Origin of the sequence: Bradyrhizobium campsiandrae, from assembly GCF_014529705.1 — a bacterium.
GTDB lineage: Bacteria > Pseudomonadota > Alphaproteobacteria > Rhizobiales > Xanthobacteraceae > Bradyrhizobium > Bradyrhizobium campsiandrae.
Window position 1 is genome coordinate 41,585 of record NZ_JAANIH010000043.1, and the last position, 22,581, is coordinate 64,165.

Below are 22,581 nucleotides of genomic sequence, written 5' to 3' on the forward strand. Positions count from 1 at the left end.
CAAAGGGTCCACAGCGACCGACAGAGATCATCTGGACATCAATCCAACTGGGCAAGAGGACGACAATCATGCGTAGTTCGACAGTTTTTGCGGCCATCATTGCACTCGCCGCCACTCCCGCGCTCGCCGACGACGTCAAGGTCGGTATCGGCATCTCCGGCTGGACCGGTTTCGCGCCGCTGACGCTGGCGAAGGAAGCCGGCATCTTCAAAAAGAACGGCCTCGACGTCACCATCAAGAAGATCCCGCAGAAGGATCGCCACCTCGCCATCGCCTCCGGCGACGTGCAGTGCGCGGCAACGACGGTCGAGACCTGGATCTCCTGGAACGCCAACGGCGTCGCCACCAAGCAGATCTTCCAGCTCGACAAGAGCTACGGCGCCGACGGCATGGCCGTGCGCAACGACGTCGCCTCGATCAAGGAGCTGAAGGGCAAGACGGTCGCGGCCTCCGCGCCCGGCACCTCGCCCTATTTCGCGCTGGCCTGGATGCTGAAGAAGAACGGCCTCACCGTGAAGGACGTCACCGTCGTCAACCTCGAGCCGGCTGCGGCCGCACAGGCCTTCGTCTCCGGCCAGAACGACGCCGCGATGACCTATGAGCCTTATCTGTCGACTGTTCGCGCCGCGCCGGACAAGGGCAAGATCATCGCGACCACACTGGACTATCCGATCGTGATGGACACGTTCGGCTGCACGCCGAAGTTTCTCAGCGAGAGCCCAAAGGCAGCGCAGGCGCTGGCCGACAGCTATTTCGAAGCGCTCGACCTGATCGCCAAGGACCAGGCCAAGTCCTATGAGATCATGGGCGCCGACGTGAAGCAGACCGGCGAGCAGTTCGGCAACTCGGCAAAATACCTGCGCTGGCAGGACAAGGCCGCGAACCAGAAGTTCTTCGCCGGCGACTTCCTCGCCTTCAACAAGGATGCGGCCGAGCTCCTGCTCGAGATCGGCATCATCAAGTCAGCGCCGAAGGTCGAGGACCTCTACGACGCGAGCTTCATCAAGTAAGACACGCCTCGCTGCGGTCCCGCCAAGTGGCGGGACCGCAGCGAGATCGACGATACGGATCAACCATCGATGCGTCCCCTGGATTCCGTGACATCGAAACAGCGCGTGGCCTATGGCCTCGCGTTCTTAGTGCTGTTCGTCGCCCTCTGGTCGTGGGCGACCTTCGGCGGCCATGTCTCGAAGACGTTCCTGGCCAACCCGCTGACCATGGTGCAGGAGGGTTACGACCTCCTGGCCAAGCAGGGTTTTGTTTTCGACATCGGCATGACCATCTGGCGCGTCGTCGGCGGTTTTGCGCTGGCCGCGATCATCGCGGTGCCGCTCGGTGTGCTGATGGGCGCCTACAAGCCCGTCGAGGCGTTCCTCGAACCTTTCGTTTCCTTCGCCCGTTACCTGCCCGCCTCGGCCTTCATTCCGCTGTTGATCCTGTGGGCCGGCATCGGCGAATTGCAGAAGCTGCTGGTGATCTTCATCGGTTCGGTTTTCCAGGTCATCCTGATGGTCGCCGTCACCGTCGGCACCACCCGGCGCGATCTGGTGGAAGCCGCCTATACGCTCGGCGCCAGCGACCGCGGCATCATCCGCCGCGTGCTGCTGCCTTCCTCCGCGCCCGAGATCGCCGAGATCCTGCGGCTGGTGCTGGGCTGGGCCTGGACCTATGTCATCGTCGCCGAGCTGATCGGCTCCTCCTCAGGCATCGGCCACATGATCACCGACAGCCAGGCACTGCTCAATACCGGGCAGATCATCTTCGGCATCATCGTGATCGGTCTGATCGGCCTGCTCTCGGACTTCATGTTCAAGGCGTTCAATGCCTGGCTGTTCCCGTGGAAGCTCGCATGACCACGCTGAAGATCGAGCAGGTCTCGCGGACTTTCCCGGCGCGGCACGGCCATGCGCCGACGAGGGCGCTGGAGCCGACCGACCTCACCATCGGCAACAACGACTTCGTCACCATTCTCGGCCCCTCCGGCTGCGGCAAGTCCACGCTGCTGCGCATCGTCGCCGGCCTGGATCGTCCAACCAGCGGGCGCGTCACACTCGACGGCAGCGAGGTCACCGGTCCCGGCGCCGATCGCGGCATGGTGTTCCAGTCCTACACGCTGTTTCCCTGGCTCACGGTGCGTGAGAACATCGCCTTCGGCCTGCGCGAGCGCGGCGTGCCGGAGGCTGAGCGCAACAAGGTGGCCGACGCCTTCATTCGCCGGGTTGGACTATCAGGCTTCGAGAACCACTGGCCCAAGCAGCTCTCCGGCGGCATGCAGCAGCGCACCGCGATCGCGCGGGCGCTCGCCAATGATCCCAAGATCCTGCTGCTCGACGAACCCTTCGGCGCGCTCGATAACCAGACCCGCGCCCTGATGCAGGAAATGCTGCTGGGCATCTGGGAGCGCGACCAGAAGACCGTGCTGTTCGTGACCCATGACATCGAGGAGGCGATCTTCCTCGGCAGCCGCGTCATCGTCATGAGCGCGCGTCCCGGCCACATCAAGGCCGAGATCGCCGTGGACCTGCCGCATCCGCGTTCCTACAAGATCAAGACCACGCCCGAATTCGTCCAGCTCAAGGAACGGCTGGTCGAGGAGATCCGCACCGAGGCGCTCAAGGTTGCCGAACATGCCTGACACTCACCCCACCGCCAATGGCGAGCGCGTGCTCGCCGATCTCAACGCGCTCCGGGCGCTGGGCACCTACAAGACCGGCGTGCACAAGCCGACCTTTTCCGAGCCGCACAAGCAGTCGCTGGAGTGGCTGGTGCGGAAGCTGCCCGAGGCCGGACTCACCGGTGCGATCGACGGCATCGGCAACATCCTCGGCACCGGCGCCAAGCCAGGACCAAAGCTGCTCGCGGGCTCGCATCTGGAGAGCCAGAACTACGCCGGATGGCTCGATGGCCCGCTCGGCGTCGTCTACGCGCTCGAGGCGGCGCGTGTGCTCAATGCCGATCCCTCCGTGACAGGCGCGGTCGAAGTCGCCGCCTGGTGTGACGAAGAGGGACATTTCGGCAGCTTCCTCGGCTCGCGCTCTTACGTGGGCCAAGTCACCGAGGCCGAGATCGACGCCGCACGCAATCGCACCAGCGGCCGCAGCATGCGCGATGCGCTTGTTGACATGGGGCTCGCGGGACGGCCGCGCTTCGCGGCTCAGCCGGGACGCCATGTCGGCTATCTCGAGGCTCATATCGAGCAGGGCGACACGCTCGAAAGCGGCAAGCTCGCGATCGGCGTCGTGACCTCCATCGTCGGCATCTGGCAATACCGTATCACCTTCGACGGCGAGCAGAACCACGCCGGCACCACGCGCATGGCCGTGCGCAGGGACGCAGGGCTGGCGCTGGCCAAATTCTGCGTGGCCGTCGACGAGCGCTTCCCGGCCGCGTGTGGTCCGCGCACGGTCTGGACCACCGGCCGCATCACGCTCGATCCGGGCGCGCCCAGCATCATCCCCGGCGGCGCGGAGATGCTGTTCCAGATCCGCGACGACGATCCTTCGGTGATCGCGCGACTGGAGCAGCTGCTGCAGACCATGGCTGCCGAGACCACCGCGAAAGGCCCCTGCACCGTCACCGTGGAAAAAATCCGCACCGGCGCGCCGGCCATGATGAACGCCGGCATTCAGGATGCAATCGAGGCCGCGAGCAAGGCGTTTGCCGGTGGACGATCGCTGCGCATGCCGAGCGGTGCCGGCCACGACGCCCAGATGCTCGCGACCATCATGCCCGCGGGCATGCTGTTCGTGCCGTCGATCGGCGGCATCAGCCATCACTGGACCGAGAACACTGCGGATGTCGACATCGTCACCGGTGCGCAGGTGTTCGTCGACGCTTGTCGCCGCATCCTCGGCGGCTAAACGGCCGCCTGAGCCGCCACGGCTTCGTAGATGTCCTCCTCCTGGGCCGTGTGCATACGCACCAGCGTTTCGATCGCCTCGATCACGCGTTGAGCATCCCGGACAAGATAACGATCGACCTTCTCTGACGGCAGATCCTCCACGATCCGATCGAGCAGCCGCGTGAGGTGGAGAATCTCCCGGTGGGCACGGCTCATGGCAGAAAGGCCGTGGCGTTCGCGGAGCACCTTGGCAAGCCTCGGATAGACGCTGTCCTCATCTTCGCGCTCGTGGATCACAACGCTGCCCTGGACAAGGTGCCGAGCATCCACGATCAACGCCGCGGCGGACTCGGGCGTCGCATCGTCCAACGCATCGACGATCCTGCGCAAGCGGTCGAGATCCCTGAAGAGGGTCTGATGATCGTGGTGCAATGCGACCCCCTGCTCCTCAGTTATGTGTGCACCGCGCCTGGCAAGAGGCGCAGTGAGCGCCCGCAATGCGTTCAGGATGACTGCGACGTCGATCACCTCCTGGACGATGGCTGCGGGCACGGGATCAAGCCAGCCGACGGCCGCAGCCACCATGGCCACCAACGACAGCCCCATGCCGACGACGATGCTTTGCAGGGCGATGCGCCGTGCCCGCTGCGCGATCATGATGGCCTCGCCAACGCGATCGAGCCGGTCGGCCAAGATCACCACATCGGCCGCCTCGGACGATGCGGTCGCCCCGCGCGCACCAAGCGCGACCCCGATATCGGCGACCGCCAGCGCCGGCGCGTCATTGATGCCATCGCCGACCATGATGGTCGGATGCAGCCGCTGTTCGCTGCGCACCGCCTCGACCTTGTCCGAGGGAACGCGCTCGGCCAGCACGGCATCGAGGTCGAGCGCTGCACCGATGGCCTGCGCTGCCGCGGCGCGATCGCCCGTGACCATCACCATCCGCGCGATGCCGGCATCGCGCAGCAGCCGGATCGCTCGCGGCGTATCAGCCCGCAACTCGTCGGCCAGCAGCAGCGCACCGATGGGACGGCCGTCCACGGCGACAAAGACGATCAGCGCCGAACGCCATGAGGCGCGCCGGATCGCCCGCAGTTCCCAAGGCGACAGCTCGGCATGCAAGCGAAGCAGCTCTCGCGAGCCAGCGATGACCTGGCGCCCGTCGACCAACCCGCTCAGGCCGGTGCCCATGGTCTCCTTGACCCGTTCGGGTGCCTTCAGCCTGAGGCCGCGATCGAGGGCCGCGGCGACCACGGTCTTGGCAAGCACATGATGCGAGGCCTGCTCGAGCGATGCCGCGAGCCTGAGGACCTCGTCTGGATCCTCTCCCGGAGCGACCTCGATCGAGAGCAACCGCGCCCCGCCGACCGTCAGGGTGCCGGTCTTGTCAAACAGCACCGTGTGCGCGCGGGCGAGCGCTTCCAGCGCCCCCCCGCCCTTGGCGAGAATGCCGCGCCGGGCTGCTCGCGCCACGCCGGCAATGAAGGCGACCGGTGCGGCCAGGATCAGGGGACAAGGTGTCGCGGCCACCAGCACGGCAAGGCTGCGCGTCAGATCACCGGAAATCCGCCATGCCAGGAAGGCAACGACGAGCGTCACCGGCAAGAGAATCAGCGCAAAGCGATCGGCTATCCGCACAAAGGGAGCCTTCGCCGTTTGCGCCGCCGTCACCATGCGCACGATGCCGGCGTAGGTGCTCTCGCCGGCCGGCGCGGTCACGGTCAACTCGAAGGTCTCGCCCGCATTCAGCGAACCGGAAAGGACCGCGCTGCCGCGCGTCTTCTCGGCCGGGATCGGCTCGCCCGTCACCGCGGACTCATCGATGGTGGCCGAGGCCGAGCCGACGATACCGTCGACCGGCACGATCTCACCCGCCCTGACCAGCAACTCTTCGCCCACTGACACGGCCTCGATCGGGACCTCCTCGATCCCTCCGTCGCTCTTGCGGTGTGCCTGCCGCGGCGCCCGGTCAACCAGGGAGCGCAGGTCACGCTCCGCCCGTGCGATCGCGATATCCTCAAGCACGTTGCCGCCGGAATACATCAGCGCAACCACGGCGCCGGCAAGCGGCTGGCCCAGCGCCAACGCCGCGCTCATCGACAGCAGCGCAATCGCGTCCACTCCGAAGCGACCGCTCAGAAGATCCCTGACGATTGAGACCGCCAGTCCAACGATCACGGGCGCGGTGCCGACCTCCCATGCCAAATCCGCCAGATCAGGCCGGCCCATCACGCGTGCGAGAATGCCCCCGGTCAATCCTGCGATTGCAATCCCAACGAGGCCCCATCGCAGGGCCCGCTCAAACGACATGGCTTCGTTCCATAGCTACACCGAAACGGTCGCGATCGTCATCGGCATTGCTCCGCCCCGCTGACACACTCTCCTTCTTGGCACCTCCCGCGTGCGTTCGATTGACCCAAATCAAGAGCCTGGAAGTGAGGCTCGCCGAGATGTCATCTCAGCCGCTTGTCGTGATGATCAATGGAAGCAGTGACACCAGACCAGGCTGTGCCTCTATCAGCCTTGCGGCGGCCTTGTTGCCCGCGTCAGTGCCCTAAAACCCAGCTTGGGATGGTGCAAGGTCGAGCCGGACCGCGACACCGCTGAGGTCCGGGCTTGGTGCCGGATAGAGCTTCATCACCAGCGGATCATGACCGGGAACAATGTGATCCGCATCCGGCGCGGCAGCCCGCAGCTTGTCGAAACCCGCCAGCATGTCGCCGACATGAAAGGCGGTCGTGAACGGGCGCTCGCTGGCCATGTTCTCGTAGAAGTGGCTGACGTCGGAGGCCAGCACGACGTAGCCCCGGCGGGTCCTGACGCGGACGAACTGAAGACCGGCCGAATGCCCGCCCGCCGCATGGACCGTCAATCCCGGCGCAATTTCGGCATCGCCATCGTAGAACAGGACACGGCGCGCATAGTTGAGGCGCACGATCCCACAGACATCCTCGACCTCGAAGGAATGCGACAGCCTCGGATATTGCATGTAGCGGCCGGTCGCATACGCCAGTTCACGCTCCTGCAGATGAAATCGCGCGTTCGGAAACCGGTCGAAATTGCCGGCGTGGTCGTAGTGCAGATGCGTCAGGATCACGTCCCCGACGTCGGCGGCGTCGATATCGAAGGCGCGAAGCGTCTCAACCGGGCAGCGCAGGAAGGTCCGCCTGCGCTGCTTGGCGATCGCGGCGTTGAAGCCGGTGTCGATGACGAAGACGCGTCCGCCTCCCCGCGCCAGCCAGATGAAATAGTCCATCGGCATCGGCCCGTCGTGCGGGTCGCCGCCGATGAAATGCTCGCTCCGCTGCGCATCCCGCGTTGCGTAGCGGATCGCAAAAAGCTCGTATTCCGGCTCGCTCATCGCTTCCACCAGCGCAATGCGGTGCTTCAGGATCCCGCGTCGACCTCGTTGAACGCCTCGCGCGCATTGCGAAACGCATCGATGCCGGCGGGCACGCCGCAATAGACGGCGACCTGCAGCAGGATCTCCTTGATCTCCTCCTTGGTCAGCCCGTTCTTCAGCGCGCCCTTGACATGCAGCTTCAATTCGTGCGGCCGGTTCAGTGCGCCGAGCATCGCCAGATTGACGATCGAGCGCGTGCGCCGGTCGACCCCGGGCCGCGTCCACAGCGCGCCCCAGCAGAATTCGGTCGACCATTCCGCCATGGTCCGCGTGAACTCGTCGGCACCGGCGATCGACTTGTTGACATAGTCCTCGCCAAGCACCTCCTTGCGAACCTTGAGGCCTTTTTCGAACAGTTCGGTCTTGCTCATGATCGTCCCTTTCAGGTCTTGAGAGAGTCTAGTTGGAAGTTGTTTGACCAGATGGCGCCCGCAACGATTGCAGGAGATTGCCGACGTCATCGACGGCATCGAGCCGCCAGACCGCGTCGATGACGCGATCCGCATTCCAGTCGCTTCGGCCGGACCGCATGCATTCGCGCAGCTTCTCCTCGATGTCGCGGTCCGACAGCGGCGCAGTCTGGCTGCCGCGCGGCGACGTCACGGTCTCGGTGAGCTCTTCGCCGGACAACAGCCGCAAGCTGACGCGTGCGGCACCGTCGGGCATCCGGGCATCGAGCTCCGCCCTGACCTTCTGCCGCAACTGCGCCATATCGGGCCGGAGCACGATCTCACGGGCGAACTCGGCGACGCCCGCCTTGCCGAGCAACAATCCACAGGCGACGCAATGATGAATGCTGACGCGCGCATCGCGCTCATTGTTGACGGCGCGGTCGCCGCGCGCGAGCAGCAGGGCTGAGCCGTGCACGGTCACCGAGGCGACCTGTTCGACCTTGCGGCCGATCCGTTCGCGCAGCAGCAGGCAGGCATCGATGACCGAATGGAAGACGATGCCCGCGGGATAGGGCTTGTAGGTGTTTTTCGCGATTTCCCAGCTCTTGCCGAGACCGTCGAGAAGCCGGGCAATATCGGGCTCGTCGCCCATGGTGCGCGCCCAGCCGAGCGGGCCTTCGATCGCGCGTGGCGCGGCTTCATAGCCCTGTTGTGCGAGCAAGGCCGCGAACAGGCCGTTGCGCGCGGCGTTGCCGACGCTGACATTCTTGGCCGCGCTCGGCAGGTTTTCGACATTGCCGGCCGACTGGCTCGCCGCCACTCCGATCGCGTTCGCAATGCCTTCGGCCGGCAGACCCAGGAGCTTCGCACAGGCCGCGGCGGCGCCAAAAATTCCGCAGGTCGAGGTGATGTGCCAGCCGCGCGCATAATGCCGCGGCGAGACCGAACTGCCGATGCGGCACTCGACATCGACGCCGAGAATGAACGCCGTCAGCACCTCGCGCCCGGATAGTTTTCGCGTCTCGGAAAGCGCGAATATCGCGGCGGCGACCGGAGCCGCCGGATGAATGATCGTCTCGGGATGGGTATCGTCGAAGTCGAGCAAATTCGCCGAGATGGCATTGAGGAACGCGGCGCAGAGTGCGTCCATCGGCTGCGTGTGGCCGATGATCGTCGATGTCGCGGCGCCGCTGAACGGCGCCAGCGTGCGCATGGCGGCGGCGACCACGGGATCGCGGGCGGAGCCGAGCGCGGTCGCAAAGAAATTGAGGATCGAGCGCCGCGCCTCATGGCTCTGCGCCTGCACGTCCGCCCATGACGACGCCGCGACGAAATCAGCGAGCGTCCTGCTCACACTCGTTATGGAATCTTGCGGCACGCGGGGCGTCTTCCTCGTTTTCCCGGACCATAGGACGATCCGCGTCAAACTGTCGACCCCAAATGTTATGCTTGACAGCTTGTCTGACAATCATAACAATCCATCCGCTGGTGCGGGAATCCCGCCGCCACGACGACGGCGGCCGACAAGGCTGGCCGGCGACAACGATTGACCAACGAGATCAAGAAGGCGCGCCCGTCACGGGATCGCGCGACAGGGAGTGGACGATGGCGGGAGAGATCCTCGGCGTAATCGGCACGGGCCGCATGGGCGGCCCCATGGCAGGGCGATTGATCGACGCGGGCTATTCGCTCGTCGTCTACGACACGCAGGCCGAGGCGATGCAGCCACTGGTCAAGCGCGGCGCGCAACTGGCGAAGTCGCCGGCCGACGTCGCCTCGCGCGCCGACATCGTGCTCGTCAGCCTGCCGACGCCCGACATCGTCAAGGCCGTCACGCTCGGCCAGGATGGCATCAGCAGCGGCAACCGCACCAAGATCGTCGTCGATCTCTCGACCTCCGGTCCTGGCGCGGCGAAGCTGGTTGCGGAAGGCCTGAAGGCCAAGGGCATGACGCTGGTCGACGCACCCGTCAGCGGCGGCATCAAGGGCGCCGTCAACGGCACGCTGGCCGTGATGGTGTCGTGTCCGCAGGCGACCTTCGAGACCGTGCAGCCGATCCTGAAGAACTTCGGCAAGCTGTTCTACACCGGCGACAAGCCCGGCGTAGCGCAGACGGCCAAGCTCGCCAACAATCTGATGGCGGCGGCGGCACTCGTCATCACCTCGGAAGCGGTGGCGATGGGCGTCAAGGGCGGTGTCAATGCCAAGGTGCTGATCGACATCATCAATGCCAGCAGCGGCCGCAACAGCGCCTCCGAGGACAAATTCCCGCGCGCCGTGCTGCCCGGCACGTTCGATTTCGGCTTCGCCACCGGCCTCTCCTACAAGGACGTTCGCCTCTGCGTCGACGAGGCGGAAGCGATGGGCGTGCCGATGGTCTGTGGCGCGGTGGTGCGGCAGATGCTCGCGATCACCAACGCCAAATATGGCGCCTCGTCCGACTTCACCTCGATCGCAAAGGTGCTCGAGGAGTGGGCCGGCGTCGAGATGCGCGGCTGAGCACACACATTCAGGGAGAGCGATTACGATGACGATCGGCCCGACCGGATCAGGCAAGGTCTCGCTCGCGCGCCAGATGGCGCGGAGCGTGCTCGCGCTCGATCTCGGTGATTTCGGGCCTGACATCGTCGCCAAGACAAAGCTCTGCCTGCTCGACTTCCTCTCCTGCGCCTTCGAGGCCGGCCAGCATCCCTGGAGCCGCCAGGCCGTTGCCATCGCGCAAGCCGGCGGCCGCGCGACCATCATCGGAACGTCGCAGCTCTCGTCCTCAGCAGACGCTGCCTTTGCCAATGCGGTGATGGGGCACGGCCTCGTGCGCGAAGACATGCATGCGGCCAGCATCGCGCATCATGGCGTCGTGATCTGGCCGGCGCTGCTTGCATTGTCGGAACAGGCGTCGCTGCACGGCGCTAGGCTGCTCGTATCCGCCATCATCGGCTATGAGACCGGCGCGCGGATCGGCCGCGCGCTGCTGAATTCCGATCTCGCCCGGCTCTATCGCCCGACCGGGCTCGTGGCCCCTCCGGGCGCGGCGCTCGCGGGGAGTTTTGCGCTCGGACTGTCCGAGGACCAGGCGACCAGCGCCATCGCGATCGCGGCCAATACATCGAGCGGGCTGAACGAGTGGCCGCATGCCGGCGGCTCCGACATGTACTTCCATCCGGGCTTTGCCGCCAGCAACGCGATCAAGGCGGTCGGCTTGGCCGCAGCCGGCGCGTTCGGATCGGAAACGATCCTCGAGGGCGAGGCCGGCCTGTTCGCCGCCTATCGCCGCCAGGCCGCACCCGACAGCATCGTGCTGTTCCCGAACGGCGAATGCGAAATCATGGCCGTCTACAACAAGCCGGTCCCGGCCTGCAATTTCGCGCAGACCGCCGCGCAAGCCGCGCTTCGCGTCTCGCACGAGCTCGCCGGCACCGAGGAGATCGACCGCGTCGTCATCCGCGCGCCCGATGCCGCCGTGCGCTATCCCGGCTGCGACTCCATGGGCCCCTATCGCAACGCGCTGCAGGCCAAGATGAGCATTCCGTTCAGCGTCGCGGCGACGCTGGCGCGGGGTGAGATCGAGGAGGACAATTACAGCGAGCTCGATGATGCCGACATCATTCGCCTGGTTGCAGTCACCGACCTCAAGGCCGATGCCGGCTTCACCGCCGCCTTTCCCGGCAAGCAGGGTGCGGACGTGACCGTGCATCTGCGCAGCGGCCGGGCGATCCGGCATGCGTTGCCCGACGTCATCGCGGCAGCGCCATCAGAAATTCGTGCACGCTTTCGCGCTGCTGCGGCCCGCGTGCTCGGCGAGGACCGTGCGTCCCGGCTTGAGCAGTTGGTCGACGATTGCGAGCGGCTCGGCCATGCCGGCGCCATCGCCGCGCAATGCCGCCTGGACACGACGGAACGGGTTTTACGATCGGCATCATAAGAAGTGCCGAAAGAGTACGGGGGAAACATGGTCGACCTGGAGACCAGCCTAGATTCGTCAGCCGCGCGGAGGCGAGGCTGATGGAGGGATTTCTGCAAGCGCTGGCAGCGGGCCTGCTGATCGGTGCCGTCTACGGGCTGATGTGCGTCGGGCTCGGCCTGATCTTCGGCGTCATGCGCGTCATCAACTTCGCTCACGGCGACTTCATGATGCTCGGCATGTATACCGCCTTCTATCTCTTCACCGCCGCCGGCGTGCAGGCGGTGTTCGGCAACACGGTCGGGCCGTTCGTCGCCATCCTGCTGGCCGGGCCCGTGCTCGCGGTGTTCGGCTATTTCGTCCACCGCACGCTGATCTCGCACGTATCGGGCACGCGCACCGCTTCGCTCGAAGGCGAAGGCCATTACGCTCAGCTGATCCTCACGCTCGGCATCGCGTTGATCCTGCAGAACGGCGGCCTGATCGTGTTCGGCTCGGTGCTGGCCTCGATCCGCACGCCGCTGTCGAGTTCAGCCTGGGAGCTCGGCCCGTTCTTCGACATGAGCATCTTCCTCAACAAGGCCCGCAGCATCGACATGCTGGTCTCGCTGGCGATGATGATCCTGCTCTCGCTGCTGATCACGCGCACCCGGATCGGAAAGTCGCTGCGCGCCGCCGCGGACAATCCGACCGCGGCGACCTATATGGGCATCGACGTCGACCGCGCGCACCGCACCGCTTTCGCGCTCGGCTGCGGCATCACCGCGATTGCCGGCGGCCTGCTCGCCACCAACTATCCGTTCCATCCCTTCGTCGGCCTGGAATACGTCATCGTCATGTATGCCGGCGTCGTGCTCGGCGGCATGGGCAGCATCATCGGTGCGTTCTGGGGCGGCATGACGATCGGCCTCGTGCAGCAAATGTCGACGCTGATCCTGCCGACGCAGCTGCAGAACGCGGCGATCTTCGCCGTCTTCCTCCTCATCATCTTCTTCCGTCCGCAAGGTTTCTTCGGGCGCATGGTCGAGAGGACGTGACCATGCTCCGGATGCGCTCGTTTCTGCCGCCGCTGCTGTTCACGCTCGCTTATGCCGGCATCTCGCTCAGCGTCACCAACTCGTACTACCAGTTGATCCTGACGCTGGTGCCGGTGTGGGCGGTGTTCGGCCTGTCCTGGAATCTGCTCAGCGGCTACACCGGACTGATCTCGTTCGGCCATGCCGCCTTCTTCGGCATCGGCGCCTATGCGACAGCGCTCGGGCAGATCTATTTCAACATCTCGCCCTGGCTGCTGATCCCGATCGCTGCCATGCTCGGCGGCATCGCTGGCCTGCTGATCGGCTTCCCCACATTCCGCCTGCAGGGCCACTACTTCGCGCTGGCGATGCTGGCCTATCCGCTCGCCATTCTCTACGTGTTCGAGTGGCTCGGCTTCCAGGAGGTGACCCTTCCGATCAAGCGCGACGCGCCGATCGCCTACATGCAGTTCTCCGACCCCCATATCTACACGCTGCTCGGGCTCGCGATCATGCTGGCCACCATCGTGCTGTCGCAGGTGATCGAGCGCTCGCGCTTCGGCATGGCGCTGCTCGCGATCAAGCAGAACGAAGCCGCGGCGGAAGCTGCCGGTATCAACACGCTGGCCTGGAAACTGCGCGCGATCACGCTGAGCGGCGCCATCGCCGCCGCGATCGGTGGCTTCTATGCGCAGGTGCTGCTGGTCGTGACCCCGCAATCGGTGTTCGGCATGCTGGTGTCGGCGCAGGCGCTGACGGTGGCGATGTTCGGCGGCGTCGGCACAGTCTGGGGACCTGTCATCGGCTCGGTAATCCTGATCCCGCTCGCCGAGATCCTGCACGCCGAGGCCGGCGCGCGCATCCCCGGTATTCAGGGCGTCATCTTCGGCATTGCCATCGTGTCCGTGATCCTGCTCGCGCCGGAAGGCCTGTTCTGGAGATTGCGCGACGTCCTGCGCCGGCGGACCGGATCCAAGGCGACCGCTGGCGCGACGCCGGAAGCAGCCGCTGCCAACGTCACGACGTTGAAGCCGGCCGCGCGGCAGCGCGCTGCCCCCGGCGATGTCGTGCTCGAGGTTCGCAATCTCTCGCGCTCCTTTGGCGGCCTCAAGGCCTTGCAGGATGTCAGCTTCAGGCTGCACCAGAACGAAATCCTCGGCATCATCGGCCCCAACGGCGCCGGCAAGACCACGTTGTTCAATCTCCTCAACGGTTTTCTGAAGCCGAGCCAGGGCGAGGTCCTGATCGACGGGCGCAACATGTCCGGTCAGCGGCCGCACGTCATCTGCGAGGCCGGCATTGGCCGCACCTTCCAGGTAATGCGGCCATTCCTGCGTATGTCGATCCTCGACAATGTCGTGGTCGGCGCCTATGTGCGCGCCGGCTCCGACGACCAGGCGCGCCAATTTGCTGCCGATGCTGTCGCCCGTGTCGGGCTCTCCGCAGTGGCCGATCGCGTTGCCGGCGAGCTCTCGACCAAGGAGCTGCGGCTGATGGAGCTGGCCCGCGCGATCGCCGGCCAGCCCCGCATCCTGCTGCTCGACGAGACCCTCGCCGGCCTCGGGCACGGCGAAGCGGACGAGGTCGTCGCCGTGATCCAGCAACTCGCGCGCGACGGCATGACCATCGCGATCATCGAGCACACCATGCAGGCGATGGTCCGGCTCGTCGACCGCTTTCTCGTACTCGACCACGGCGCCGTCATCACCGAGGGCCTGCCGGAGGTGGTGACGCGCGACAACCGGGTGATCGAGGCCTATCTCGGCAAGAAGTGGGTGGGCCATGCTGCGAATTGAGGGATTGAGCGCGGGCTATTCCGCAAAGCCAGTCCTGAACGACGTCTCGATCGATGTCGGCGCGGGCCAGTTTGTCGCGATCGTCGGGCCCAACGGCGCCGGCAAGACCACGTTGTTCAAGACGATCTCCGGCATCGTGAAGCCAAGCGGCGGAAAAATCACCTTTGACGGCGTCGATCTGCTCGCCGTGCCACCGCCGCAGCGTGCCCATCTCGGCATCGCCCATGTGCCCGAAGGGCGCCAGGTGTTCCCGTCATTGACGGTGATGGAGAACCTGGAGATGGGCGCGATGACGGAAAGTGGCCGGCGCGACTGGCGGACCAATATCGAGCGCATCTTCGAATGGTTGCCGGTGCTGAAGGAGCGCCGCGACCAGTTCGCGGGCACGATGTCCGGGGGGCAACAGCAGATGCTGGCGATCGGCCGCGGCCTCGCCTCCTCGCCAAAACTCCTGATGCTGGACGAACCGTCGATGGGCCTCGCCCCATCGACCGCCGACTTCATCTTCGAGCGGCTGATCGAGATCAGGCGTCAGTCCGGCCTGACCATGCTGCTGGTCGAACAGCGCGTCGCGGAAGCGCTGGAATCGGCCGACCACGGCTACGTCCTCGAGGCTGGACACGTCGTGCTCGAAGGCAACAACGACACGCTGCGCGCCGACGATCGCGTGCGGAAGGCCTATCTCGGCATGTGACCAACATAAAAACAAAGACAAGGGAGAGAACACAAATGAGCAGGGCATCGAAAAGGCTATCGCGCCGGACCGTGCTATCCGGCGCCGCCGCGGTCGGCTTCGCCTGCGTGGCACGCGCGCAGGCTCCGGCCGAAGTGAAGGTCGGGCTGATCGTGCCGCTGTCGGGCATCTACACCCGTCCCGGCCAGGTGATGAAGATGGGCGCCGAGATGGGCATCGACCACATCAACGCGCAGGGCGGCATCAAGGCGCTTGGCGGTGCCAAGCTGAAACTGGTGGTGATCGACTGCGGCGACACCACCGAGAAGGCCAAGAACGCGGCGCAGCGCATGGTCGCGCAGGAGCCCGATCTCGTCGCGGCCACCGGCTCCTATCTTTCCTCGTTCACGCTCGCAGTCACCGAAGTCACCGAGCGTGCCGAATTGCCGATGCTGACGCTGTCTTATTCGGACCTGCTGACCGACCGCGGCTTCAAGTACATCTTCCAGACCGCCGCGACCGCGAGCCGTCAATCGGAGCTTGGCTTGCCGACCCTGATGAAGCTCGCCGAGAAGGCATCTGGCAAGCGGCCGAAGACGGTGGCGATGTTGATGGACAATACCGCCACCTCGGTCGCCACTGCCAAGGCGCTCAAGGAGAAGCTGTTTGCGCAGGAGGGCCTCCAGCTCGTCGTCGAGGAAGTGTGGACCCCGCCGCTGTCTGATGCGACGCCGCTGATCCAGAAGGTCCGCTCCGCCAAGCCCGACCTGCTGCTGTTCATGCCGAACGCGGTCTCGGACGCCAAGCTCGGGCTGGAGAAGATCAGCGAGTTCGGCCTCGGCCAGGGCAAGATCCCCACCGTGTCGTTCAGCATCACCATCGCCGAGCCCGACATGCTCCAGAGCGTGAGCCCGGAGATCGTGCAGGGCATCATGACCATCGTCGCCAGCTGGGGCGCGAAAGGCCACGAACCCCTGATCGCCGAGCTCAAGGCCAAATACAAGGAGCCCTGGGCGACGCAGAACGTCATCTCGACCTATGGCGACATGTGGGTGATGAAGGAGGCGCTGGAGAAGGCCGGCAAGGCCGACCGCAATGCGGTCGCGCAGGCGCTTCGGACGCTGGATGCCGGCGATTCCAAATACTATCCGGGCGGTCAGCTCAAATTCGACGAGAAGGGCCGCAGAGTCGGCGCCGGCGTCGTCATCGTGCAGTGGCAATCGGGCGTGCCCGTCACCGTTTATCCGCCCGAACTCGCGCAGGCAGAGCCGTTCTGGCCGAAGAAATCCTGACAGCGTCGCGCGAATTTCAGGGAGGAGAATTGTCATGACAGCAAAAAACAAACTCACGATCTCGCGGCGAACATTGCTTGCCGGCGCCTCCGGCACGCTGATCGCATCCCGCACCGCATGGGCGCAGCAGCCTGCCGAGGTGAAGGTCGGCCTGCTGGTCCCGATCTCCGGGCTGTATGCCCGGCCGGGCACGGTGATGCGCGAAGGCGCCGAGATGGCGATCGATCACATCAACGCGCAAGGCGGCATCAAGGCGCTCGGTGGCGCCAAACTGAAGCTCGTCGTGCTCGATTCCGGCGACACCACGGAGAAGGCCAAGAACGCCGCGCAGCGCATGGTGGCGCAGGAGACCGATCTGGTTGCCGCCAGCGGCGCGTATCTGTCCTCGTTCACGCTCGCGGTGACCGAGGTCACCGAACGCGCCAACTTGCCCGTGCTCACCCTCTCCTACTCCGACCTCATCACCGACCGCGGCTTCAAATACGTGTTCCAGACCGCGGCCACCGCGGGTTCGCAGGCAAAGCAGGCGTTGCCGCAGCTCATCAAGCTGGCGGAGACGGTCTCCGGCAAGCGGCCGAAGACGGTCGCGATCCTGACCGACAACACCGGCGCCTCGATCGCCTCCGCGAAGGCGATGCGCGACGGCCTGCTGGCGGAGAACCAGCTGCAGCTGATCGTCGACGAGACCTTCACGCCGCCGCTGGCGGATGCGACATCGCTGGTGCAGAAGATTCGCTCGGCGAAACCCGACCTGCTGTTCTTCCTGCCGACGGTGATCTCGGACGCAAAGCTGCTGCTCGAGAAGATGAACGAGTTCGGTCTCGGTCAGGGCAAGGTGCCAACCATCTCGTTCGGCATCGCAATTGCCGAGCCGGACATGCTGCAGACCGTCAGCCCCGAACTGCTGCAAGGCGTCCTGACCTGCGTCGCCAGTTGGGGCGCCAAGGGCCACGAGGCGCTGATCGCCGAATTGAAGACCCGCTACAAGGAGCCGTGGATGACGCAGAACGCGATCTCCACCTATGGCGACATGTGGGTGATCAAGGACGCCCTGGAGAAGGCCGGCAAGGCCGACCGCGTCGCCGTCGGCGAGGCGCTGCGCACGATGGATGGCGGGCCCTCGAAATACTACCCGCTCGGCGAGATCAAGTTCGACGAGAAGGGCCGCCGCGTCGGCGCCGGCATGACCATCGTGCAGTGGCAGTCCGGCGTGCCGGTGACGGTATTCCCGCCCGAGCTCGCACTGGCAAAACCGTTCTGGCCGAAGAGCTGATACCCGCCCTGACAAGAATCGGAGAACAACATGGACAAGGCGACCTACGACCGCGGTCTCGAAATCCGCAAGAGCGTGCTCGGCAACGAGTTCGTCGACAAGGCGATCGCATCGGCGGACGAGTTCAATCGCCCGATGCAGGACCTCACCACGGAGTATTGCTGGGGCTACGTCTGGGGCCGCGAGGGCCTGACACGCAAGACCCGCAGCTTCCTCAATCTGGCGATGCTCTGCGCGCTCAATCGCCCGCACGAATTGAAGACCCATGTCCGCGGCGCGCTCGCCAATGGCGCCACCAGGGAAGAGATCCGCGAGGTCTTCATGCAGGTCGCGATCTATTGCGGCGTTCCGGCGGGCGTCGATGCGTTCCGCAATGCGAAGGAAGTCTTCGCCGATCTCGACAAGACCTAGTGGAGCACGGCTGCGATGAAGGGCAAATGGGCACTCGTGACCGGCGCGACGGCGGGCCTTGGCCTTGCCATCGCCGAAGGCCTGGCCGGCGCTGGCGCCAACATCATCCTTCATGATCTCGTCGCGCCGAAGCAGGCCGCGGATGATCTCCGCGCCCGCTTCGGCGTGGAGATCATCGCGGCCGGTGTCGATCTCGCTCAGCGCGAGGCGATCGAGGCCATGATGGCCGATCTGCTCGACCGCTGCGACGCTATCGACATTCTCGTCAACAACGCCGTTGTCAGGCATTTCTGCGCGGTCGAGCAGTTCCCGCCGGAGAAGTGGGAGCAGGCGCTCGCCGTCAACCTCTCGGCGCCGTTCCATTTGATCCGCCTGGCGCTGCCGGCGATGAAGCAGCGGGGCTGGGGCCGCATCATCAATATGGGCTCGATCTATTCCAGCCGCGCGGTCGAGGACCGCATCGACTACGTCACCACCAAGACCGCAATCCTGGGCATCACGCGTGCGGTCGCCATCGAGACGGCCCGCAGCGGCATCACCTGCAACACGCTCTGCCCCGGCACGCTGCCGACGCCTGCGATCCTGAACAAGATCGCAGGCATTGCCGAGACCAGCGGACGTCGAATCGACGACGTGACGTTCGAATATCTCGGCGAACGCCAGCCGACGCGGCGTTTCGTCGAGATGAACGCCGTCGCCGCCATGGTCGTCTTTCTCTGTGGCTCCGCCGCAAACGACATCACCGGAGCCAGCCTGCCGATCGACGGCGGCTGGTCCGCCGCATGACAACATCGGAATAGGAGTGCTTCGATGACCGAGCAACAAGGCCACACCGTCGTGCTGACCGGTGCTGCCGGCGGCATGGGGCGCGCGATCACCAGGGCGCTGCTGGAGAGCGGCCGCCGCGTCGTGCTTGTCGACCGTGACGCCAAGGCGCTCCAGGAGCTGGCGGCGACGGGCGGGGACGCGGTGTTTCCGATCCAGCTCGACATCAGCGACGCAAAGGCCGTGGACCGCCTGCCTGATATCATTCCCGGCCATTTCAAGCCGGTCGATGTGCTGATCAACAACGCCGGCCACGATATCGGCGGGCGGACCCGCTTCGACATCGGCTCCGCGGACGACTGGTCCAACATCATCCAGACCAACCTGATCGGCCTGATGCGGGTCACCCGCGCCATTCTGCCCGACATGGTCCAGCGCAATTCCGGACATGTCGTCAACATCAGCTCGATCAACGCGGTCCGGATCGTCCCCGACATGGCCGCCTACAGCACCAGCAAGGCGGGCGTGCATATGTTCACCGAGACCCTCAGGGGCGAGCTCGCGGAAACGGCGATCCGGGTCACCGAGCTCCAGCCCGGCCTGACCCGGACCAATATCATCCTGACCCGCTACCGCGGCGATACGCGGAAAGAGAAGGACTATTTCGACCAGTTCAGGATGGCGCTCGACGCGGCCGATATCGCCCGGTCGATCGTCTTCGCGCTCGACCAGCCTCCGCACGTTCAAATTGCCGAAATGATGATTCTGCCTGTAAACCGGTACTGAGTTTTCCCGAACAGGATCCGGACATGGAAAGACGTCCCGAATTGCAGTCGACACTCCGCATCGAGGACGTCCCGACCGTCCGGGCGATGGTCGCCCAAAAGCTGCGCGAGGCGATCATGTCCGGAACGCTCAAACCAGGGCAGCGGCTGGTCGAGCGCGAACTCTGCGAGATGATGGGCGTCAGCCGCCCCTCGATCCGCGAGGCGCTGCGGGCGCTGGAGGCCGACGGCCTGGTCAACACCGTCCCCCATCGCGGTCCCGTGGTTTCCACGATCAGCCTAGAGGAGGCCCGGCAGCTTTACGCGGCGCGGGCGGTGCTCGAAGGATACGCCGGCCGCGAATGCGCCCGGCTGAACGACCCCGACGTGGCACGCCGGATCGGAGACGCGTTGACACGGCTGAAGGCTGCTGCCGCCAAGCAGGATCTGGTCGGTTGCCTCGAAGCCAAGACCGACTTCTATGCCGCGCTGATCGGCGGCTGCCGCAACGCCTTCATCGAGCGGGCGCTCAAGCCGCTCCACGACCGCATCCAGCTGTTGCGGATCACCTCGATGTCGCAGCCGAAGCGGATCAACAAGAGCCTGCGCGAGGTCACCGCGATCTGGCGCGCGATCCAGAGCGGCGATCCTGACCTCGCCGAGCGCTGCTGCGTCGACCATATCAACGCGGCGGCCGTGGCCGCGCTCGACATGATTGAAAAATCGTCGGCGGCCAAGGAGGCGGCGCCTTCCGACGACTAGAAAAACTGCCGCCAGGGAGTGCTCGATGAAGTCTGTTGTACGATCGCTGATCCTGTCCCTTCTGCTCTTCCCTTGCGGCCTCGCGATGGCGGACGACTATCCCTCCCGCCCGGTCACGATGATCGTGCCCTTCTCCGCCGGCGGCCCCGGCGACGTCATCGCCCGCATTCTCGGCAATGCCATGAGCGCGACGTTGAAGCAGTCCGTCGTCATCGAGAATGTCGTCGGCGCCGGCGGCACGCTCGGCACCAACCGCGTCGCCAAGGCCGCGCCGGACGGCTACACGCTGCTCCTGATGCATGTCGGCCAGGCCACCGCGCCCGCGCTCTACGCCAGGCTGCCATTCGATCCGGTCGGCGATTTCGCCATGATCGGGCTCGTGACCGACGTGCCGATGATCCTCGTCGCCCGACCGAATTTCCCGGCCAAGGACCTTGGCGAGCTCATCGCCCGCATCCGCAGTGAGGGCGACAAGATCACGTTCGGCAATGTCGGTCTCGGCTCGGCCTCGCAGCTCTGCGGCCTGATGTTCATGAGCGCCACCGACACCAAGCTCACGCCGATCTACTACAAGGGCGGGGGGCCCGCGCTGAATGACGTCATCGCGGGCCACATCGATGTCTATTGCGATCCCGCCACCGGACCGACGCCCTATATCCAGTCCGGCACCATCAAAGGCTACGCAATCACCAGCAAGAAGCGCGTGGCGACGCTGCCAGACGTTCCAACCTCGGCCGAAGCCGGTGCTCCGGAATTCGACGTGACCACCTGGTACGGCCTCTATGCGCCGCACGGCACTCCGAAGCCGGTCATCGACCTGCTTGTCGGTGCGCTCCAGACGGCTCTCAAGGATCCCACGCTCGTCAACCGCTTCGCCGAGCTCAGCATGGCTCCTGTCGACGCCGAGCGCGCAACGCCCGAAGCGCTCGAAGCTTTTCTGAAGGCCGAGATCGGCAAATGGGGAAGGATCATCAAGGCGGCCGGCATCGAGCCGCAATAGGTCCGTTGAGGATTCTGCATTGCTTCAGGTGCAAGAACCCGGTCAGCGCGGCTTGAGCAGTTCGCGCGCGACGATCAGCTTCTGGACCTCGGTCGCCCCTTCGTAGATTCGAAGGGCGCGGACCTCGCGATACAGGCTCTCGACGATTTCGCCCTTGCGCACGCCCCGTCCTCCAAACATCTGCACCGCGCGATCGACGACCCGCTGGGCGGTCTCGGTGGCGGCCAGTTTGGCCATCGCCGCCTCACGCGTGGTGGGGAGGTTCTGGACGTCGCGGCGCCAGGCGGCGCGGTAGGTCAGCAGCGCGGCGGCGTCGGTCTCGGTCATCATGTCTCCGAGCGCGGCCTGGGTGAGCTGCAGATCCGACAACGTCGCGCCGAACATGCGCCGTGTCTGCGCGTGAAGTCGCGCCTCTTCCAGCGCACGTCTGGCAAAGCCGAGAGCGGCTGCAGCAACCGAAGCGCGGAAGATGTCGAGGGTCTGCATCGCGATCTTGAACCCCGCACCGGGCGACCCGAGCCGCCGGCTGCTCGGAATACGGCAATCGTCCAGGCGCAGCGTCGCCAGCGGATGCGGCGCGATGATGTCGATGCGATCGGCAACGCTGAAGCCGGGATCGTCCGGAAACACGACGAACGCGGAAATGCCGCGCGCGCCCGGCGCTTCTCCAGTTCGGGCAAACAGCGTGTAGACATCCGCGATGCCGCCGTTGGAGATCCAGGTCTTCTCGCCGTTCAGGACATAGCTGCCGCCGTCTTCGCGTGCCGTGCAGGCCATGGCCGCTACGTCGGAGCCGGCCTCCTGCTCCGAAAGCGCGAAGGCCGCCAGCCATTCGCCCGAACGGACTTTCGGCAGCACGGCGTGTCGCAGGTCCGCCGAGCCCGCCAGCGCAATGGCGCCCGATCCGAGCCCCTGCATGGCGAAGGCAAAATCGGCGAGACCGTCTGCATAAGCCAGCGTCTCACGCGACAGGCAGATGGAGCGGGAATCGATGCTCGCCACATCGCCGTCCGGCGCCGCGACCGCGCAATCGAGCAGCCCCTCCGCGCCAAGCGCGCGCACGAGCTTGCGGCAGGCGCCGTCGACGTCGCGGTGATCGGCAAGCTGAAGACCACCCTGCGCAACGAAACGGTCGAGCGCGTCGCAAAGAGTGCGATGACGCGGCTCGAAGAATGGCCAGTCCAGCCAGTCGCGCGAGATCGTCTGTGCCGGTGAGCTCATGGGTCGCTCCGCTAAATCGGGATGGGCGGCGCGCCTGCTCCTTGCAGAATCAGCGATCGCATCTGCCA

General features: G+C 65.5%; 21 protein-coding genes. 16 read left to right on the forward strand and 5 right to left on the reverse strand.

Features of this window, described 5'->3' with window-relative positions; genetic code table 11:
• Nucleotides 1–68 precede the first annotated feature (68 nt).
• From G8O24_RS27675 to G8O24_RS27690, 4 genes are all read left to right on the forward strand, one after another.
• Entirely contained in the window at nt 69–1,010 is a 942-nt protein-coding gene (locus G8O24_RS27675) for an ABC transporter substrate-binding protein (protein ID WP_188104874.1), read from the forward strand.
• A 69-nt stretch (nt 1,011–1,079) separates the two neighbouring features.
• Entirely contained in the window at nt 1,080–1,853 is a 774-nt protein-coding gene (locus G8O24_RS27680; protein WP_188104876.1) for an ABC transporter permease, read from the forward strand.
• A complete protein-coding gene (locus G8O24_RS27685; RefSeq protein WP_188104878.1) occupies nt 1,850–2,635 on the forward strand; it encodes an ABC transporter ATP-binding protein in 786 nt (261 codons plus the stop codon). The genes G8O24_RS27680 and G8O24_RS27685 overlap by 4 nt, the downstream gene beginning before the upstream one ends.
• Nucleotides 2,628–3,860, forward strand: coding sequence for a Zn-dependent hydrolase (locus G8O24_RS27690; protein WP_188104880.1), 1,233 nt, complete (start codon nt 2,628–2,630; stop codon nt 3,858–3,860). The genes G8O24_RS27685 and G8O24_RS27690 overlap by 8 nt, the downstream gene beginning before the upstream one ends.
• Here G8O24_RS27690 and G8O24_RS27695 read toward each other — a convergent pair.
• The 4 genes from G8O24_RS27695 to G8O24_RS27710 form a co-directional block, all read right to left on the reverse strand.
• Nucleotides 3,857–6,154, reverse strand: a complete 2,298-nt coding sequence (locus tag G8O24_RS27695) for a heavy metal translocating P-type ATPase (RefSeq protein ID WP_188104882.1) — start codon at nt 6,152–6,154, stop codon at nt 3,857–3,859. The genes G8O24_RS27690 and G8O24_RS27695 overlap by 4 nt on opposite strands.
• Before the next feature lie 244 nt (nt 6,155–6,398).
• Nucleotides 6,399–7,205: an N-acyl homoserine lactonase family protein gene (locus G8O24_RS27700; RefSeq protein WP_188104884.1), complete on the reverse strand. Its 807-nt coding sequence runs from the start codon at nt 7,203–7,205 to the stop codon at nt 6,399–6,401.
• 26 nt (nt 7,206–7,231) lie between these two features.
• Complete coding sequence (locus G8O24_RS27705; protein WP_027575101.1) at nt 7,232–7,618, reverse strand: carboxymuconolactone decarboxylase family protein; 387 nt, start codon at nt 7,616–7,618, stop codon at nt 7,232–7,234.
• Between the two features lie 28 nt (nt 7,619–7,646).
• The gene (locus tag G8O24_RS27710) at nt 7,647–8,993 is read right to left on the reverse strand and encodes an MmgE/PrpD family protein (protein ID WP_311972283.1); all 1,347 of its coding nucleotides are present in this window, start codon (nt 8,991–8,993) and stop codon (nt 7,647–7,649) included.
• An 86-nt stretch (nt 8,994–9,079) separates the two neighbouring features.
• Between G8O24_RS27710 and G8O24_RS27715 the strand changes: the two genes are divergently transcribed.
• From G8O24_RS27715 to G8O24_RS27770, 12 genes are all read left to right on the forward strand, one after another.
• Nucleotides 9,080–10,138 carry an NAD(P)-dependent oxidoreductase gene (locus tag G8O24_RS27715; protein WP_283815589.1) on the forward strand — a complete coding sequence of 353 codons (1,059 nt, stop codon included), beginning with the start codon at nt 9,080–9,082 and terminating at the stop codon, nt 10,136–10,138.
• A 28-nt stretch (nt 10,139–10,166) separates the two neighbouring features.
• Nucleotides 10,167–11,561 carry an MmgE/PrpD family protein gene (locus tag G8O24_RS27720; RefSeq protein ID WP_188104889.1) on the forward strand — a complete coding sequence of 465 codons (1,395 nt, stop codon included), beginning with the start codon at nt 10,167–10,169 and terminating at the stop codon, nt 11,559–11,561.
• A gap of 80 nt (nt 11,562–11,641) precedes the next feature.
• Nucleotides 11,642–12,577 carry a branched-chain amino acid ABC transporter permease gene (locus tag G8O24_RS27725; protein WP_188104891.1) on the forward strand — a complete coding sequence of 312 codons (936 nt, stop codon included), beginning with the start codon at nt 11,642–11,644 and terminating at the stop codon, nt 12,575–12,577.
• A gap of 2 nt (nt 12,578–12,579) precedes the next feature.
• Complete coding sequence (locus G8O24_RS27730) at nt 12,580–14,352, forward strand: branched-chain amino acid ABC transporter ATP-binding protein/permease (RefSeq protein WP_188104893.1); 1,773 nt, start codon at nt 12,580–12,582, stop codon at nt 14,350–14,352.
• Entirely contained in the window at nt 14,339–15,046 is a 708-nt protein-coding gene (locus G8O24_RS27735) for an ABC transporter ATP-binding protein (protein WP_188104895.1), read from the forward strand. The genes G8O24_RS27730 and G8O24_RS27735 overlap by 14 nt, the downstream gene beginning before the upstream one ends.
• A gap of 35 nt (nt 15,047–15,081) precedes the next feature.
• Nucleotides 15,082–16,317, forward strand: a complete 1,236-nt coding sequence (locus tag G8O24_RS27740; RefSeq protein WP_188104897.1) for an ABC transporter substrate-binding protein — start codon at nt 15,082–15,084, stop codon at nt 16,315–16,317.
• 34 nt (nt 16,318–16,351) lie between these two features.
• Entirely contained in the window at nt 16,352–17,590 is a 1,239-nt protein-coding gene (locus G8O24_RS27745; protein WP_188104899.1) for an ABC transporter substrate-binding protein, read from the forward strand.
• A gap of 30 nt (nt 17,591–17,620) precedes the next feature.
• A complete protein-coding gene (locus tag G8O24_RS27750; protein ID WP_188104901.1) occupies nt 17,621–18,001 on the forward strand; it encodes a carboxymuconolactone decarboxylase family protein in 381 nt (126 codons plus the stop codon).
• Between the two features lie 15 nt (nt 18,002–18,016).
• Nucleotides 18,017–18,787 carry an SDR family oxidoreductase gene (locus tag G8O24_RS27755; RefSeq protein WP_188104903.1) on the forward strand — a complete coding sequence of 257 codons (771 nt, stop codon included), beginning with the start codon at nt 18,017–18,019 and terminating at the stop codon, nt 18,785–18,787.
• A 24-nt stretch (nt 18,788–18,811) separates the two neighbouring features.
• Nucleotides 18,812–19,552, forward strand: coding sequence for an SDR family oxidoreductase (locus G8O24_RS27760; protein ID WP_188104905.1), 741 nt, complete (start codon nt 18,812–18,814; stop codon nt 19,550–19,552).
• A gap of 23 nt (nt 19,553–19,575) precedes the next feature.
• A complete protein-coding gene (locus G8O24_RS27765) occupies nt 19,576–20,292 on the forward strand; it encodes a GntR family transcriptional regulator (protein WP_188104907.1) in 717 nt (238 codons plus the stop codon).
• Nucleotides 20,293–20,317: 25 nt separating this feature from the next.
• The gene (locus G8O24_RS27770) at nt 20,318–21,292 is read left to right on the forward strand and encodes a tripartite tricarboxylate transporter substrate-binding protein (RefSeq protein ID WP_188104909.1); all 975 of its coding nucleotides are present in this window, start codon (nt 20,318–20,320) and stop codon (nt 21,290–21,292) included.
• A gap of 42 nt (nt 21,293–21,334) precedes the next feature.
• Here the strand turns inward: G8O24_RS27770 and G8O24_RS27775 are convergent, their stop codons facing one another.
• Nucleotides 21,335–22,513 (reverse strand): acyl-CoA dehydrogenase family protein, encoded by a 1,179-nt coding sequence (locus tag G8O24_RS27775; protein WP_188104911.1) that lies wholly within the window; start codon nt 22,511–22,513, stop codon nt 21,335–21,337.
• Between the last annotated feature and the right edge of the window lie 68 nt (nt 22,514–22,581).

Bases quoted from the DNA above. Each gene is read 5' to 3' on its own strand.
- G8O24_RS27695 (WP_188104882.1), bottom strand. From the start codon at position 6,154: ATGTCGTTTGAGCGGGCCCTGCGATGGGGCCTCGTTGGGATTGCAATC.
- G8O24_RS27750 (WP_188104901.1), top strand. From the start codon at position 17,621: ATGGACAAGGCGACCTACGACCGCGGTCTCGAAATCCGCAAGAGCGTG.
- G8O24_RS27770 (WP_188104909.1), top strand. From the start codon at position 20,318: ATGAAGTCTGTTGTACGATCGCTGATCCTGTCCCTTCTGCTCTTCCCT.
- G8O24_RS27755 (WP_188104903.1), top strand. From the start codon at position 18,017: ATGAAGGGCAAATGGGCACTCGTGACCGGCGCGACGGCGGGCCTTGGC.
- G8O24_RS27765 (WP_188104907.1), top strand. From the start codon at position 19,576: ATGGAAAGACGTCCCGAATTGCAGTCGACACTCCGCATCGAGGACGTC.
- G8O24_RS27715 (WP_283815589.1), top strand. From the start codon at position 9,080: ATGTTATGCTTGACAGCTTGTCTGACAATCATAACAATCCATCCGCTG.
- G8O24_RS27685 (WP_188104878.1), top strand. From the start codon at position 1,850: ATGACCACGCTGAAGATCGAGCAGGTCTCGCGGACTTTCCCGGCGCGG.
- G8O24_RS27775 (WP_188104911.1), bottom strand. From the start codon at position 22,513: ATGAGCTCACCGGCACAGACGATCTCGCGCGACTGGCTGGACTGGCCA.
- G8O24_RS27740 (WP_188104897.1), top strand. From the start codon at position 15,082: ATGAGCAGGGCATCGAAAAGGCTATCGCGCCGGACCGTGCTATCCGGC.
- G8O24_RS27720 (WP_188104889.1), top strand. From the start codon at position 10,167: ATGACGATCGGCCCGACCGGATCAGGCAAGGTCTCGCTCGCGCGCCAG.
- G8O24_RS27760 (WP_188104905.1), top strand. From the start codon at position 18,812: ATGACCGAGCAACAAGGCCACACCGTCGTGCTGACCGGTGCTGCCGGC.
- G8O24_RS27705 (WP_027575101.1), bottom strand. From the start codon at position 7,618: ATGAGCAAGACCGAACTGTTCGAAAAAGGCCTCAAGGTTCGCAAGGAG.
- G8O24_RS27700 (WP_188104884.1), bottom strand. From the start codon at position 7,205: ATGAGCGAGCCGGAATACGAGCTTTTTGCGATCCGCTACGCAACGCGG.
- G8O24_RS27680 (WP_188104876.1), top strand. From the start codon at position 1,080: ATGCGTCCCCTGGATTCCGTGACATCGAAACAGCGCGTGGCCTATGGC.
- G8O24_RS27745 (WP_188104899.1), top strand. From the start codon at position 16,352: ATGACAGCAAAAAACAAACTCACGATCTCGCGGCGAACATTGCTTGCC.
- G8O24_RS27725 (WP_188104891.1), top strand. From the start codon at position 11,642: ATGGAGGGATTTCTGCAAGCGCTGGCAGCGGGCCTGCTGATCGGTGCC.
- G8O24_RS27730 (WP_188104893.1), top strand. From the start codon at position 12,580: ATGCTCCGGATGCGCTCGTTTCTGCCGCCGCTGCTGTTCACGCTCGCT.
- G8O24_RS27675 (WP_188104874.1), top strand. From the start codon at position 69: ATGCGTAGTTCGACAGTTTTTGCGGCCATCATTGCACTCGCCGCCACT.
- G8O24_RS27690 (WP_188104880.1), top strand. From the start codon at position 2,628: ATGCCTGACACTCACCCCACCGCCAATGGCGAGCGCGTGCTCGCCGAT.
- G8O24_RS27735 (WP_188104895.1), top strand. From the start codon at position 14,339: ATGCTGCGAATTGAGGGATTGAGCGCGGGCTATTCCGCAAAGCCAGTC.